We start from the raw sequence: 15,524 nt of genomic DNA, 5'->3' as shown, positions 1-15,524 counted from the left end.
ATTAAATAAACTGTACGTTGTAAAACTTTATAGAATTTAGAAAACAAAATTAAGAATGCAGAATTAAGAATGCAGAATTAAGAATGCAGAATGCAGAATGCAGAATTAAGAATGCAGAATGCAGAGTTCAGAATACTGAATGCTGAATTTGAAGAATAAAATTAAAATTCTGACTTCTCACTTCTGAATGCTGAATTAAAAAATGTAATTAAATAAACTGTACGTTGTAAAACTTTATAGAATTTAGAAAACAAAATTAAGAGTGCAGAATTAAGAATGCAGAATTAAGAATGCAGAATGCAGAGTTCAGAATACTGAATGCTGAATTTGAAGAATAAAATTAAAATTCTGACTTCTCACTTCTGAATGCTGAATTAAAAAATGTTAGAAATTAATAAAAACATACAACACATACTTAATAATCTTCCCGATAATCCCGGCATCTATCAATTTTTTGATAGTTCCGGAACTATCATTTACGTAGGCAAAGCAAAGAGTCTGAAAAAAAGAGTTACTTCATATTTCTCTAAAACACAGATTAGCGGAAAAATAAATGTGATGGTAAAAAAAATTACCGACATCCGATATACCGTTGTTAAAAGCGAATTTGATGCATTGCTGCTTGAAAATAATCTGATAAAAGAATTACAACCCAAGTATAATGTTCTTCTTAAAGACGACAAAACTTATCCCTGGATTTGCATTAAAAACGAGCGTTTCCCACGCATTTTTCAAACACGAAATATCATTAAAGATGGCTCGCAATATTTCGGTCCTTATGCGTCTGTAAGGCTTTTGCACACGTTGCTCGATTTGATTAAACAATTGTATCAATTACGAAATTGCAATTTGAAACTTACTGAAGAAAATATTTCTGCAAAAAAATTTAAAGTCTGTCTGGAATATCATATTCACAATTGCAAAGGCCCATGCGAAGGATATCAGGATGAAGATGATTATAACAAAACCATTTCACAAATTAAAGATATCATCAAAGGAAATATTTCGAATGTTCTGAAGCAGTTGAAAACACTGATGAACGACCATTCCATAAATCTTGATTTTGAGAAAGCGCAAATCATAAAAGAAAAAATTGAGTTGCTTGAAAAATATCAAGGTAAGTCAACAATTGTAAATCCAGCCATCAGCAATGTTGATGTTCTTTCGATTGTGAGTGATGAAAATAACGGTTATGTAAATTACCTGAAAATTATTGATGGTGCCATTGTAACTACACATTCGGTTGAAGTTCGCAAAAAACTTGATGAAACGGATGAAGAAATACTTTCATTTGCAATCACTGATTTTCGTCAACGTTTCGACAGCAACGCCAAAGAGCTTATCGTTCCTTTTATTCCGCAGATTACAATTCCTGAAATAAATTATACTGTTCCGCAGAAAGGCGACAAAAAACAATTGCTTGAACTTTCTGAAAGGAATGCAAAATATTTCATGGAAGAAAAACAAAAGCAAAAAGAATTGGTTGACCCGGAACGCCACAGCAAAAGAATTCTTTCACAAATGATGAACGATCTTCGTTTGAATAATTTACCCACACATATTGAATGCTTTGATAATTCTAATATTCAGGGAGCTTTCCCTGTTTCGGCATTAGTGGTTTTTAAAAATGCCAAGCCCGATAAAAAAGAATACCGTCATTTTAATATTAAAACTGTTGAAGGCCCCAACGACTTTGCATCGATGGAAGAAGTGATCTCAAGAAGATACAAAAGAATGCTTGAAGAAAATCAGTCGCTGCCTCAGCTAATCATTGTCGATGGCGGCAAAGGACAGTTAAGTTCGGCAGTTAAAAGTTTGAAAGAAATTGGATTGTACGGAAAAATAAATATCATCGGCATTGCAAAAAAGCTGGAAGAAATATATTATCCCAACGATTCCGTTCCGCTTTATCTCGATAAAAAATCGGAATCACTGCGATTGATACAACAAATGCGCGATGAAGCACATCGTTTTGGAATAACGCATCACCGAAAGAAAAGAGAAAAAGCATTGGTAAAATCAGAGCTTTCTGAAATAGAAAATATCGGTGAAAAAACAATTCAAACCTTACTTCGAAAATTCAAATCGGTGAACAATATTAAAAAAGCCACACTCGAAGAAATTCAAAATGCAATAGGAAAACACAAAGGAAAATTTGTTTTTGAATTCTTTAAAAAATAAAACGCTGATTTCACGCGGATAACACGGAAAAAAATACATAACCATTAATCCGTTTAAATCAGTATTATCTGTATCATCCGTGTTCTATTAAAATCGCAACGATAAACAACTCAGTCCACCGTCAAGCTTACGGAATTCAGACATATCGAGAGCAATGGTTTCGTAACCGGCGTTTTCTATTTTCTTTCGAATCTTAGGGAAACCAGCAGGTACAAGCACTTTATCATTTACCCAAATACAATTTCCCGCATAACTTTCGTCTGCATCAACTTTCAATAAATTAAATTTTTGCAAATCCGGTTTCTCAATAAATTCACCAGCAACAACAAGATTATTGTGTTCAAGATACGACATCCCTGTTTTTAAATGCAACACTTTTTCGAGTGTAACTACAGAACCTGTCATTCCATATTTTTTTAATATTGAAATTGTTTTTTCGGCACCGCTTTTATTTGTTCGCTTCGATAACCCGATATAAAAATGTTCACCAACCATCATGATATCGCCGGGTTCAACAGTATCAGGTTCTTTCACGTATTCAAAATTCTTATAAAAATCTTTTAAGACCTCTTCCACTTTTTTGGTCTCACCTTTTCTTGCTGCTGCGCCGGGATTGGCAATAATGGCGCAGTGAGGTGTAAGCAAAGCCGTATCCTCGATAAATGTTGAATCGGGAAAATCGTTATCCGCTTCAAGCACTGTTACAGAAACACCGCAACTGATTAAAGCTTCAATATATTTTTCATGTTGCGCTAAAGCTTTTTTATGAACAGGAGCTCCAAGTTTTGCATTGGTAATTCCATTTACCATGTTCTCGCATGGCGTTCTAACAATAGCATTTCTAAACATCTTACACCTCCGTGGGTTTAATTGGTTAATAATAAACAAATATAAATTTTTCGGGCAAATGATTGCATTAAAGTTGATAATTTTTTAAAGAGAAAAAGCATTTTATTTAACTTTGCTTTTTAAGAACTTTAAACATGGAAAATTTTGTTTTATATAATCCTACAAAACTACATTTTGGAAAAAATATCCTGAACGATTTTGCTAAAACTATTTCTCAATATGGGAAACGAGTGCTGCTTGTTTACGGAAAAAATTCAATTAAAGAAAATGGCATCTACGAAAACATTATTACTCAATTAAAAAGTATAAATGCCGAGGTGTACGAATATAGTGGCATTAAGTCAAACCCGGTTGTTGAAGATGTTGATTTTGCAGCACGACTGGGAAGAAATAATAATGTTGATGTTGTGCTTGCTGTTGGCGGTGGCAGTGTTATTGATTCGGCAAAAATCATTTCAATAACAATTCCTGTTTCGCATAGCGCATGGGATTTTTACAGCGGATTAAAAAAACCGACAAGAGCAATCCCATTAATTGCAGTGCTTACATTGGCTGCAACCGGAACAGAAATGAATCCGTTTGCTGTTTTGCAAAATCATAAAACAAAACAAAAAATAGGTTGGGGCAATCCTTTATGTTATCCGAAACATTCTTTCCTCGACCCGCAATTTACTTTTTCAGTTCCGCGAAATTATACTGCTTACGGAATTGCAGATTTAATTGCACATTGCCTCGAAGCTTATTTCGGAAAAGGTGATGCTACCCTTTCCGATAAAATTGTTTATTCGATTATTCGTGAAGCCATGGAATATGGCCCACAGCTTTTGAATGATTTAAAGAATTATGAATTGCGTGAAAAAATTCTTTATGCATCAACCTTAGCATTAAACGGTATTACCTTAGCCGGCCGTAATGGCGGCGATTGGGGTGTTCATGATATCGGTCATGTTTTATCACTATTGTTTGATGTGCCTCATGGTGCTTCGCTAAGCATTGCTTTTCCTGCTTGGATGAAAGTCATGAAAACACGCGCCAATGAAAGGATTTGTGAACTTGGCAAAGAATTATTCGCAGTAGATAATGCTGATGAAACAATTTCTAAATTCGAAGAACTTTTCAAAAAAATTGAATGTCCACTTAAGCTTGCTGAATGCGGCATTGGTAAAGAAAACCAACAGCATATTCTTGATGTAATGCTTATGAATAAAGTATCGGGAATGAATTACAAATTAAGCAACGACGATTTATCCGAAATACTCAAACTAATGTTCGAATAGTCAAATCATAGATATTTCGAATATTTTTCTGATATTTGCATTTAGTAATCATTAACATAAACCATTATGAAATCAAAAAATTTATTATCAGTTTTATTTACATTTTTATTTGTATCAGCTTTAACTATGCTTGCAAAGTCACAAACTTGCAATGCTTATTATTCTCTTTCAAATGGAAATGAATTTGAAATGACTAACTATAATGCAAAAGATAAAGTTACCGGAAAAACCATTAACAAAATTTCGGATGTTACTACCACTACAGAAGGCACAATGGCAAAGGTAGAAACAACTACAAAAAACGAGAAAGATGAAGTTGAAGCCACTACCAATTCTTCAATAAAATGTAATGGTGATAAAATGTATATCGAAATGAAAAGTTTTCTTCCGGCTCAATCTTCAAAGCAATTCGAAGGCATGGATATTAAATCGGATGCTACATGGATGGAACTTCCTCAAAATTTAACTGTTGGTATGACTTTACAGGATGCAACCGGAACAATAAGTATGTACAGCAACGGAACATTATTTTCAACCATGAAGATTACTGTAAGCAATAGAAAAGTTGAAAGCCAGGAAAGCATTACTACAACCGCCGGAACATACACTTGTTATAAAATTACCCAGGATATGACTATGGAAACAATAACAATGGGTATCACAATCCCTGTAAATATAAAAAGTGTTGAATATCATGCAGTAGGTGTTGGTTCTGTAAAAACCGAATCGTATAACAAAGACGGAAAATTAATGGGATACAGCATGCTTACAAAAGTCACAAAACTTTAGTACAAACCTGTCCCCCTTTGAAAGGGGGATTAAGGGGGATGAATTATTTCATGTTGTACTCGAACAATTTTTATAATAAAAATCTCAAACCATTAGCCCGTAAACTCAGGAACAACTCAACTGATTGAGAAATCAGGATTTGGTGCGAGTTACTCAGAGCAAAAAAAATGCGTGGGTATCAATTTTTACGACAACGCCCTGTTGATAGCTATATTGCAGATTTCATGTGTAAAAATTTGAATTTGATAATTGAGATTGATGGTTATTCACATTTATTCAAACATGAAAAAGACATTGAAAGAGATAAAAATTTAAAACAACTGGGATTCTCAATATTACGATTTAGCGAACAACAAGTGAAATATGATATTGATAATGTAAGTGCAGAAATAGAAAATTATATTGATAATTTCGAACAGAAAAATAATTTTAAATAATAATAAAGTGTGAGATGAATTTCTCACCCCCCTGCCCCCCTCAAGGGGGGACTATATTAAGATGCCCCATTCCATCACCATATATACCGACGGCAGTGCACGCGGAAACCCGGGTCCCGGTGGGTATGGAGTTGTATTAATTTCAGGGAAATATCGCAAAGAACTTTCGCAGGGATACAGGCTTACAACGAATAATAGAATGGAACTGCTTAGTGTTATTGTTGCACTCGAAGCATTAAAGTTTGAAAACAGCCAGGTTACAATTTATTCCGATTCAAAATATGTTGTAGAAGCTGTTGAAAAAGGCTGGTTACATGAATGGGTTAGAATAAATTTTAAAAAGAAAAAAAATAAAGATCTCTGGTTACGCTTTCTTGAAGTTTATAAAAAACATAAAGTAAATTTTGTTTGGATCAAAGGACATGCAAACAATCCGCAAAATGAAATTTGTGATAAACTTGCCGTAGCCACCTCGCAAATGCCGAATTTACTGGTTGATGAAGGTTATGAAGAAATGAAAAAAGAGGAATCGTAATCGTTTTATATAGCATTCTCAAACCGTATAGGCATTTTAAGAATTACACGCACCGGAAGGCCATTTCGTTTTCCCGGTTTCCATTTAGGCATTTTCTTAACTACTTTAACTACTTCGCCATCGCAGGCTGCACCAATTCCATTCAAAACTTTTATCGCAGATAATGAACCGTCTTTTTCAACAATAAAAGAAACCCAAACTACACCCTGAATTTTTACATTTTGTCCGAGGCTTGCATAATTAAAGTGCTCTTTAATAAATTTTTTCCTTGCATCTTCACCTCCGGGATACATTGGAATTTCCTGCACACGTGTAAAAACAAGCCCTGTGTCAGAACCGTTACCTTCTCCATTAGGATTTCCATTTAAACTATCAGCATCTGATGTAGAATTATCTTCTAAAGTATTTTCGGTATTTGCAACTGTTTCTTTTACTTTAATTTCATTCAGGTTTTCTGTTTTCGCAATATTTAATTTCTTTTCAGGTGGGTTAGTATTTTCAGGAGCTTTAGGAATTTCGCCCGGTGCATATTCAAGTGATGAATATTCAAAAACTACATTACTAAAATCATAATAATCTTCTTCTTCAATATTTTTATTTAATTCAACAGCAATCATAAAAGCTGTAAAGAAAAATATTAAAGCTAAAACAACCGAAATAGTCAGGTTACGAATATAGCTCCGACGTAATAAATAAGCGCCGTATGATCTGTTACGATGCTTAAATAAAATTTCGTCTTCTAAATGTGGGTCCATTCTAAACTTTATATCACTACTAACGAACCGAAAGTTACAAAATTATATAGTTTATCAGGCATTACAAAATATTTATGAGACATATTTATGCTGAGTGTTAGAGGTTGCATGTATACCGATACAGAAATGATTTATTCATAACTTATTTTATACCGATTGTATAGATGTAATAGTCCAATAAATTGTACTATAACATCTATGTCATCGGCATAACCATTGTAAAATTTAAAATATCCTTTGGACTATTTTAAATTAACAATTGGTATTATTTTAAAGGTATTCATGAGCTCACAAGTTCGGTTACAAAATTTCCTATCCACGACAAGTTGGGATAAATCGGCATAACAGAATCTAAGCACATTTTGCTTTACAAATCTGCTAAGATTCTGTATATATTGGCTGTAGTCGAAATATACAAACTCAGTTGAAGTATAAAAAAATGGTTGGCTGAAAAGCAAGTTTGCTTTTCAGCCAACCATAAAAAAATACTTTATTATAAAAAAATTATTCTTCGTCTTTCGATTCAGCTTCGTATGCTTTAAGCAGTTGCTCCTGAACATCTCCCGGAACCTGCTGGTAATCGGCAAACTTCATCCCATAAGTTGCGCGACCGCTAGTTATGGAGCTTAATGAAGTGGAATAACGGTTCAATTCAGCCAGTGGAACACGTGCTTTGATTTTCTGATAATTTCCTTCACTATCCATACCCAATACAATTGCTCTTCTTCCTTGCAAATCCGTCATTACATCACCCATTCTTTCTGAAGGCATCACAACTTCCACTTCGTAAATAGGTTCAAGGATTTTTGGACCGGCATTTTTGAATGCTTCCTTGAAAGCATTACGTCCTGCCAGTTTGAAAGAAATTTCATTGGAATCAACCGGGTGCATTTTTCCATCATAAACGCTAACCACAATATCGCGAGCATATGAACCTGTTAACGGACCTTCTTCGATTTTTTCCATGATACCTTTCAGGATGGCAGGCATGAAACGTGCGTCGATAGCTCCACCTACGATGCAATTGTGGAAAAATAATTTTCCTCCCCAGTTCAAATTTATTTCATCACGACCCCTTATCGGGAATTCTTTCTGATCGGGTTTTCCTTCATACCAAGGCTCTATCATCATATATACTTCACCGAATTGACCGGCGCCGCCTGATTGCTTTTTATGACGGTAACTTGATTTTGCAGGTTTGGTAATGGTTTCCCTGTAAGGAATCTTACATGGATAATATTCAATTTCTATTTTATCAAGATTTTCAATTTTCCATTTAAGTACGGTAAGCTGAAGTTCACCCTGTCCCTGAAGAATTGCCTGTTTCAATTCCATCGATTGTTCAAAAATAATGGTAGGATCTTCTTCATGTGCTGATTTTAGTATGCCTCCCAGTTTTTCATCATCCGACTGGTTCTTTGCCCTTATTGCTGTACGGAATTTTGGTTCAGGATATTCAACAGGAGTTACAATATCGTTTGAATTTTTAGGAGTATCCAATGTATTGCAAGTATGAGCATCTTTAAGTTTTATTGTTGCAGCAATGTCTCCTGCTACAACTTTTTCAATTTTTACCCTGTTTTTCCCGGCAACTATGAATAATTGTGATAACCTTTCTTTTGAACCGGTATTTGCATTTACCATATCCATTCCTTCAGCAATCTCGCCGTTGTATAATTTAAAGAAGGTCATCTGGCCAAGATGTTGTTCGAGGGTTGTTTTAAAAACATAAGCCGAAGCAGGTTCAGTTGTTGAACATTTCAGGTCTTTACCTTCGGTAGTTTTTCTGCAAGGCATTTCATTCGGAGCCGGAATAAATTCATTGATAAACTGCATAAGCCTTGCAACTCCTGTATCCTGTTTTGCTGATACACAAAGTAACGGATATACTTCGCGTTTCATTATGCTTTGTTTCAAACCTCTTAATAATTCTTCTTCTGAAAGAGAACCTTCTTCAAAGAATTTCTCCATCAGTTTTTCATCACTTTCTGCTGCTGCTTCAACAATTTTTCCATGTAACTCTGCTGCTTTAGCTTTTTCTGCTTCAGGTATATCAGTAATTTCAGCTTTTGCAGAGCCCGGAGTAAATTTATACATTTTCATTTTCAGCACATCAATAACGCTGTTAAATGCAGTTCCTGTTGTTAAAGGATATTGAACAGGTATAACCTTATCACCAAAATATTGTTTTAACTGGCGGATGCCTTCATCAAAATTTGCTTTTTCGTGATCGAGCTGGTTCATTATAAAAACCACAGGCGATTTATGTTTTGTGGTATAGCGCCATGTAATTTCAGTTCCTACTTCAACACCGTTTTGTGCATTTACCAACATTAAAGCAGTATCGCAAACATGTAATGCTGCAACCATTTCACCTGCAAAGTCATCGAAACCGGGAGCATCGATGATATTTATTTTCTTTCCTTCAAATTCAGAATAAAGTACTGTTGAAGAAATGGAGTTCTGACGTTCAAGTTCAATTTCCCTGTAATCTGAAACTGTATTTTTATCTTCAACGCTACCACGCCTGGTAATAACGCCGCCTTCAAACAGCATTGCTTCACCCAGTGTGGTTTTACCTGATTTTGCGCCACCTATCAGAACAATATTTCTGATTTCATTTGTTTGATATACCTTCATATGTATAAAATTGTTATGTATTAGATATTTAAGTTATTATTAACAAGGTCAGCAAAAATAATGAATTTTTGATAAAATAAAAAGGAAATCCTTTTTTGAAGTGATTTTTATAAATCTGTTGTCTTTCTTTTTCATTTATTTACCAGGAAAAGACCGGCAAATATTACTACAATCCATAATAAATATTCGGTATAAAGAACTTCGCCATCTATAATTCCCCAAATTATTGCCACAACAGGAATAATATAAGTAATTGAAGCGGCAAACAAAACCGACGATATTTTTATTAAATAATTATATAATATTCCGGCTATTGAAGTACCCAATACTGCCAGAATGATAATATACCCTAATGCTTTTATTGATGAGCTGCTTCCTGTCCGATTTAAAAAATCAGTTCCTGTCAATAAAAAAACCAGTGAAAAAATACCGATAACGATAAAAGCTATCGAGGTAATAGTTATGGGATCTATTTCTTTAAAATATTTTTTACTATATTAATATTTGTACCATATAACATAGTGGCGATAATTATATAAATACCATAACTCAAATTTGTATCAAATCCTTTTATTCCAACCGATAAAAGACCCACTGCACCAAACAGTCCTATAAATACCCCGATGATATTAAACCATTTTGTTTCTAATTTAAAAAATAAAACGCCCATCATTAAAGCAAAAAGCGGAGCTACAGAATTAAGGATACCGGCAATCTCGCTATCTATGCCTGTTTGAGCCTGCGTAAACAAAAATGCAGGGATTCCATTTCCAAGAAATCATGACAGAACTAATAATAAGAATTTTGATTTGGGAACATGTTTTATTTTTCTTAATGCTATTGGAAATAAAACAATGGATGCAATGCTAATCCTTAATGCACCAACCTGCATAGCGGAATATTCTTCAAGTCCGCGTTTCATTAAAATATATGAACTGCCCCAGGTAATCACTAAAACTACCATTATAGGCCATTTCCAAAGTTTTTTCAGGTTCTGTGTTTTCATAAATCCGTCGTAAAATTACAATTTAAAGCATATGAATATATTTTGTAATAAATCTTAAAATGTATTTTTGTAAAAAAAATATTTATGAAATATCCTTGCAACCAAAAAATTTACATCAAACAAATGATTAAATTAAATGAAGTTTAAAAAGCATGAATATTCACGAGCAATCCCTTGTTGCGCCCCGATAAATATCGGGGGTGTGAGCGAGCCTGCCCGACTGGCAAGGCGGGTAACAAAAAATATCATTTCTGATAATATACATATTTTATACACATTTAAATTTTTATACAGATGAAAGAATATAAAATTTATGCCGGCGGAGAATTTATTACATCTTCTGAAAAAATTGGAATTTATAATTCGTATGATCATAAATTAATAGCTGAAACATACCTGGCAGATAAAAAAATCCTTGAAAGATCAATTCAAAAAGCACTAGCGATAGAGCGCGAACTGGCAGAATTACCGGCCTATACACGTTATGAAATTCTAATGCAAATTGCTGATGAAATAAAAAACAGGAAAGCAGAACTGGCTGAAATATTGGCAATGGAAGCTGCAAAACCTTTGAAATACGCTATTGCAGAAATTCAGCGTGCATATAGCACTTTTGTTGCTGCAGCCGAAGAAGCAAAACGTCCGCCAATGGAATTTATGCGCCTCGACTGGGAGCCAACAGGCAAAGGAAAAGAAGGACTTGTAAAATATTTCCCCGTTGGATTAGTCGCAGGAATTTCTCCTTTCAATTTTCCCATGAACCTGGCCGTTCATAAAATAGCCCCCGCTATTGCCGCAGGATGCCCGATAATATTGAAGCCGGCAAGGTCAACTCCTTTATCAACATTAGAGCTTGCAGGTATTATTGACAAAACCGCTTTACCAAAAGGCGCAATCTCAATACTTCCGATGGATAGGATTGCAGGAAATCAATTGGTAACTGATGAAAGATTTAAATTGTTAACATTTACCGGCTCACCTGCAGTAGGCTGGAAAATGAAGACTGACGCGGGAAAGAAAAAAGTTGTTCTGGAACTCGGTGGAAATGCAGGGGTAATTGTTACAAAATCTGCCGATATTGAACATGCCGTGAAACGCTGTATTGTAGGGGCTTTTGCGTATGCCGGACAAGTGTGCATTCACACACAACGAATTTTTGTAGCAAAAGAAATTATAAATGAATTCACCAAAAAATTCATTGAACAAACCAAAGCATTAAAAGCAGGTCCACCAAATGAATTATCAACGGATATTACTTCGATGATCGACGAAGAAAATGCACAACGCGTGGAGCAATGGGTAAGTGAAGCTGTTTCCGATGGGGCAAAAATTTTATGCGGAGGAAAAAGAAATAACACTTTTTTCGAGCCTACTGTAATGACTAATACTAAAAATGAAATGAAAGTTAGTTGTCAGGAAATTTTTGGCCCGGTAGTTATTCTTGATTCATTTGAAAAATTTGAAGATGCAGTAAATAAAGTGAACAATAGTATTTTTGGGCTTCAGGCAGGAGTATTTACAAATAATATTAATGAACTGAATTATGCATTTGCGAATATTCAAGTTGGGGGTGTTATACATAATGATGTTTCGCTTTTTCGGGTTGACCATATGCCTTATGGTGGAGTTAAAGAATCAGGGCTTGGACGCGAAGGGGTTAAATATGCTATGCTCGACATGATGGAACCAAAAATTTTAGTAAAGTCGTATTAGTTAATTCCTATGAAAAATATTCAGTTTAGGATTATTTTTCGAAAGGTGTAGGGGAATCAAATTCACAATTGTTTTAAATAATTTAAAACAAAAAATAAAACAGGAATTTTTTTATTAAAAATTATATAATTTCTTCGAGCAATTTTATTAGTAAAAACCCTGATTTTTTCATTTAACTTTATGATTAACTTCGCAAAAAATAAATTTCTAAAAAACAATATAAAACATGAAGAAAATTACATTATTAATTAGTTTGGTATTCTTGCTAGGTTATAGTGGGATTGCTCAAAAAAAACAAATTTCATTAATTAATGGCAAAGCTCCAAAAGTAAAATTTGAAGCAACAAAAAGAAACTTAAATGATAAAGCAGTTCAAAGTCAAACCAATTTCAGCGCTTATGCTGCAAAACAAATCAGGACGCTCACTACTGAAAGTTTTGAAGGTTCTTTTCCTCCTGATGGATGGACAAAGCAAAATCCTGACGGTGGAACAGGTTGGGCACAGGCAGCAAATGGAGATGCTTTAAGTGGCTGGAATAGCGGGACACAAGATGTTCCTACAGGCGGTGGTGATTATGTAGCATATTGCACATGGAACACAGGTGGAAGTGCATCTAATGACCAATGGTTTATCTCTCCTCAAATATCTGTTATTTCTAGCGACAGCCTTTCATTTTATTTATGGTTTTACGGAGGTGCTCAATATGTTGATACATTAGAAGTATTAATTTCAACTACTGGAAATTCAACAACTGACTTTACTACTCAACTTGATTTAATTGACAATGCTGAACTTGCTTCTGAAAGTACATGGTTCAAATATGCATACAGCCTTGCCCCATATGCAGGTCAACAGATTTATATCGCATTCCGAGAAAGGGTTACCGATAACCAGAATATGGGAGGATATTTTGCTCTTGATTTATTTTCAACCGGAAGTACTTCGATTTTTCCTAATGACATAAGTCCTTTAAGTATTGTTTATCCTTTACCTTCTGATTTATTAACTGCAACAGATACAGTTACTGTTAATATTGCTAACCTTGATTCTATTGACCATTTTAAAATCCCTGTTACTTGTATAATCGATGGCGGAACTGCTGTAACAGATACCATTTTTGATACAATTCCTGCACATGCTTCAATAAATCATACATTCTCTCAAACATGGGACTTTTCTATAATTGGTCATATTTATAATGTTGAAATTTATACTTCATTCCCTGCTGACAGTAATGCTACAAATGATACTTTAAATACAACTATTTACAACAATATCGATGCTTCATCAATCAGTATTGATATGGCATCAATAGTAGGTCCGGGAAGTATTAGCCCACTTGCTACAGTAAAAAATACAGGTACTATCGATGCTACTTTTGATGTAACTATGAATATTGGCACCTATACTTCAACAAAAGCTGTAACGCTTACTCCAGGAAATTCAATGCAGGTTACTTTTGATGCATGGACCGCTGCTGTTGGAGATTACACCATTAAAATGTATACACAACTTTTAAACGATATGAATAATGCTAATGATACTATTGAACAAGCCATCTCTGTTCAGAATCTTGTAAAAGCATATTGTTACATAGCATACGATCCAACAAGCACTCTACCTGTAGGCCCTGCTTATACTTATTTACAAACTCCTCAAACTATGGTTTCACTGGCAGATCAATCTAGTGATAACTTTGTTCAGGCAGGAACATGGGGTTTAGGAAACAGATGGTATGGTGTAGTTTATTCTGATAATAATCTTGTAACCATTGATACTACTACCGGTGAAAAAACCATAATTGGTAATACCGGTATTGATATAAATGGTATCGCTTTCGATTATACTACCAATACACTTTTTGGTGTAAACTGGAATAGTTCAGCTTCTGCATCAAGTTTATATCGTATCAATACTGCCAGCGGAAATGCTACATTAATTGGTACCTCTTCAACTGATCTTTTAATTAATCTTGCATGTGATACTCTCGGTAATTTATATTCCGTTGGTATAAATGATGATGTTCTATACTCTGTAGATAAAACCAGTGGAACAGCTACATCAATCGGCTCTATTGGATTTGATGCAAGTTATGCACAAGACATGGAATTCGACCATAATACAAATTTATGTTACATGGCCGACTATAATGCAACAACTTCAGCAGGTGATATCAGTTTAGTTAACATCCTAACCGGTGCAGCTACAACTATAGGATCATTTGCAGGTGGTGCAGAAGTTACAGGATTTGCAATACCTTATACAAGTAATGCTACTATTTCTGATGCTAGTATTTCTTCTATAATTTCTCCATCTAATGAAACAAGCTGTTCGTTACCCTCAAATGCAAATATTACTGTTTTAATCGGAAACCTTGGTAATACTGCTATTTCAAATATAAGTGTTTCTTACCAGATAAATTCAGGCACACCTGTTACAGAAACCGTAACCGGTTCAATTCCTCCATTTGGTACATTATCACATACATTTTCCACTACAGAAGATTTATCAGCAATCGGAACATACATTATTAAATCATATTCTTCAATGCCAGGAGATTTTAATATACTCAATGATACCACAACAAAAACAGTAATCAGTTCTGATGCTACAGTAACGGTTAATGTTCAAACCGATGATTATGGCAGTGAAACAACATGGGAATTGATTAACAACACAACGTCTGAAGTTATTGCTACTGGCGGTCCTTATGTAGACAGTTCACCTCAGCTATACTCAACAAATGTTTGTATTTCATCAACAGATTGTTATACCTTTAATATATATGATAGTTATGGAGATGGTAACTGCTGCGACTACGGCAGTGGAAGTTATGAAATTGTATGGGATACTATTTCTTTAGGTGTAAATACCGGAGAGTTTACTTCATCGGCTACCTTATCAAGTATTTGTGATCCTACATCAATCAAAGAAAATGAAACCGGTTCGTCATCATTTAATGTATTTCCAAGTCCTGCAAAAGATATAATAAACATTTTTGCAACTGAAAATATTTCAAAAATAAAAATGACGAATGTTTTCGGACAAATAGTATTTACAAGCAATGTAGACAATAATTCTTTTGCAATTAACACATCCGATTTTGCTGAAGGAATGTATTACATTCAAATAGAAACCGAAAAAGGTATTTTCACAAAAAATATTACCATCATAAAATAAATTATATCATTAATGATTTCAAAGGGGGCAGAAGTATTGCCCCCTTTTTATTTTCATTTGATCCAGATCCTGGCAATCGAAAAAATATTTTATCATTTTACTATTTAATTAATAGTTCGGTAAAAATATAGATATTAACAAAGGTATGTAAAAAACTTAAA

At 34.3% G+C, this 15,524-nt stretch carries 11 protein-coding genes and 1 pseudogene; 7 read left to right on the top strand and 5 right to left on the bottom strand.

Features of this window, described 5'->3' with window-relative positions; genetic code table 11:
• Positions 1-381 precede the first annotated feature (381 nt).
• Complete coding sequence (gene uvrC / locus PKK00_08005; GenBank protein ID HNW98336.1) at positions 382-2,181, top strand: excinuclease ABC subunit UvrC; 1,800 nt, start codon at positions 382-384, stop codon at positions 2,179-2,181.
• Between the two features lie 87 nt (positions 2,182-2,268).
• On the opposite strand, the gene PKK00_08000 is transcribed toward uvrC, so the two are convergent.
• Complete coding sequence (locus PKK00_08000; protein ID HNW98335.1) at positions 2,269-3,030, bottom strand: arginine deiminase family protein; 762 nt, start codon at positions 3,028-3,030, stop codon at positions 2,269-2,271.
• 134 nt (positions 3,031-3,164) lie between these two features.
• Here PKK00_08000 and PKK00_07995 point away from each other — a divergent pair, with 134 nt between their 5' ends.
• From PKK00_07995 to rnhA, 4 genes are all read left to right on the top strand, one after another.
• The gene (locus PKK00_07995) at positions 3,165-4,307 is read left to right on the top strand and encodes an iron-containing alcohol dehydrogenase (GenBank protein HNW98334.1); all 1,143 of its coding nucleotides are present in this window, start codon (positions 3,165-3,167) and stop codon (positions 4,305-4,307) included.
• A gap of 66 nt (positions 4,308-4,373) precedes the next feature.
• Positions 4,374-5,096, top strand: coding sequence for a hypothetical protein (locus PKK00_07990; protein ID HNW98333.1), 723 nt, complete (start codon positions 4,374-4,376; stop codon positions 5,094-5,096).
• A 137-nt stretch (positions 5,097-5,233) separates the two neighbouring features.
• The gene (locus PKK00_07985; GenBank protein HNW98332.1) at positions 5,234-5,533 is read left to right on the top strand and encodes an endonuclease domain-containing protein; all 300 of its coding nucleotides are present in this window, start codon (positions 5,234-5,236) and stop codon (positions 5,531-5,533) included.
• 61 nt (positions 5,534-5,594) lie between these two features.
• Complete coding sequence (gene rnhA, locus PKK00_07980; GenBank protein HNW98331.1) at positions 5,595-6,068, top strand: ribonuclease HI; 474 nt, start codon at positions 5,595-5,597, stop codon at positions 6,066-6,068.
• Positions 6,069-6,073: 5 nt separating this feature from the next.
• On the opposite strand, the gene PKK00_07975 is transcribed toward rnhA, so the two are convergent.
• The 4 genes and pseudogenes from PKK00_07975 to PKK00_07960 form a co-directional block, all read right to left on the bottom strand.
• Positions 6,074-6,823 (bottom strand): TonB family protein, encoded by a 750-nt coding sequence (locus tag PKK00_07975; GenBank protein HNW98330.1) that lies wholly within the window; start codon positions 6,821-6,823, stop codon positions 6,074-6,076.
• A gap of 504 nt (positions 6,824-7,327) precedes the next feature.
• Positions 7,328-9,463 (bottom strand): elongation factor G, encoded by a 2,136-nt coding sequence (locus tag PKK00_07970; protein ID HNW98329.1) that lies wholly within the window; start codon positions 9,461-9,463, stop codon positions 7,328-7,330.
• A gap of 131 nt (positions 9,464-9,594) precedes the next feature.
• Complete coding sequence (locus PKK00_07965) at positions 9,595-9,897, bottom strand: EamA family transporter (GenBank protein HNW98328.1); 303 nt, start codon at positions 9,895-9,897, stop codon at positions 9,595-9,597.
• Between the two features lie 35 nt (positions 9,898-9,932).
• A pseudogene (locus PKK00_07960) lies at positions 9,933-10,469 on the bottom strand (DMT family transporter).
• Between the two features lie 294 nt (positions 10,470-10,763).
• Here PKK00_07960 and PKK00_07955 point away from each other — a divergent pair.
• Both PKK00_07955 and PKK00_07950 read left to right on the top strand, forming a co-directional pair.
• On the top strand, positions 10,764-12,182 hold the full coding sequence (locus PKK00_07955; GenBank protein ID HNW98327.1) for an aldehyde dehydrogenase family protein: 1,419 nt from the start codon (positions 10,764-10,766) through the stop codon (positions 12,180-12,182).
• A 226-nt stretch (positions 12,183-12,408) separates the two neighbouring features.
• A complete protein-coding gene (locus tag PKK00_07950; protein ID HNW98326.1) occupies positions 12,409-15,363 on the top strand; it encodes a choice-of-anchor J domain-containing protein in 2,955 nt (984 codons plus the stop codon).
• The last annotated feature ends 161 nt before the right edge of the window (positions 15,364-15,524 follow it).

This window comes from Bacteroidales bacterium (assembly GCA_035353855.1).
In the GTDB taxonomy this organism is placed as follows: domain Bacteria; phylum Bacteroidota; class Bacteroidia; order Bacteroidales; family CG2-30-32-10; genus DAOQAK01.
This window is presented reverse-complemented; position numbering and strand designations above follow the sequence as displayed.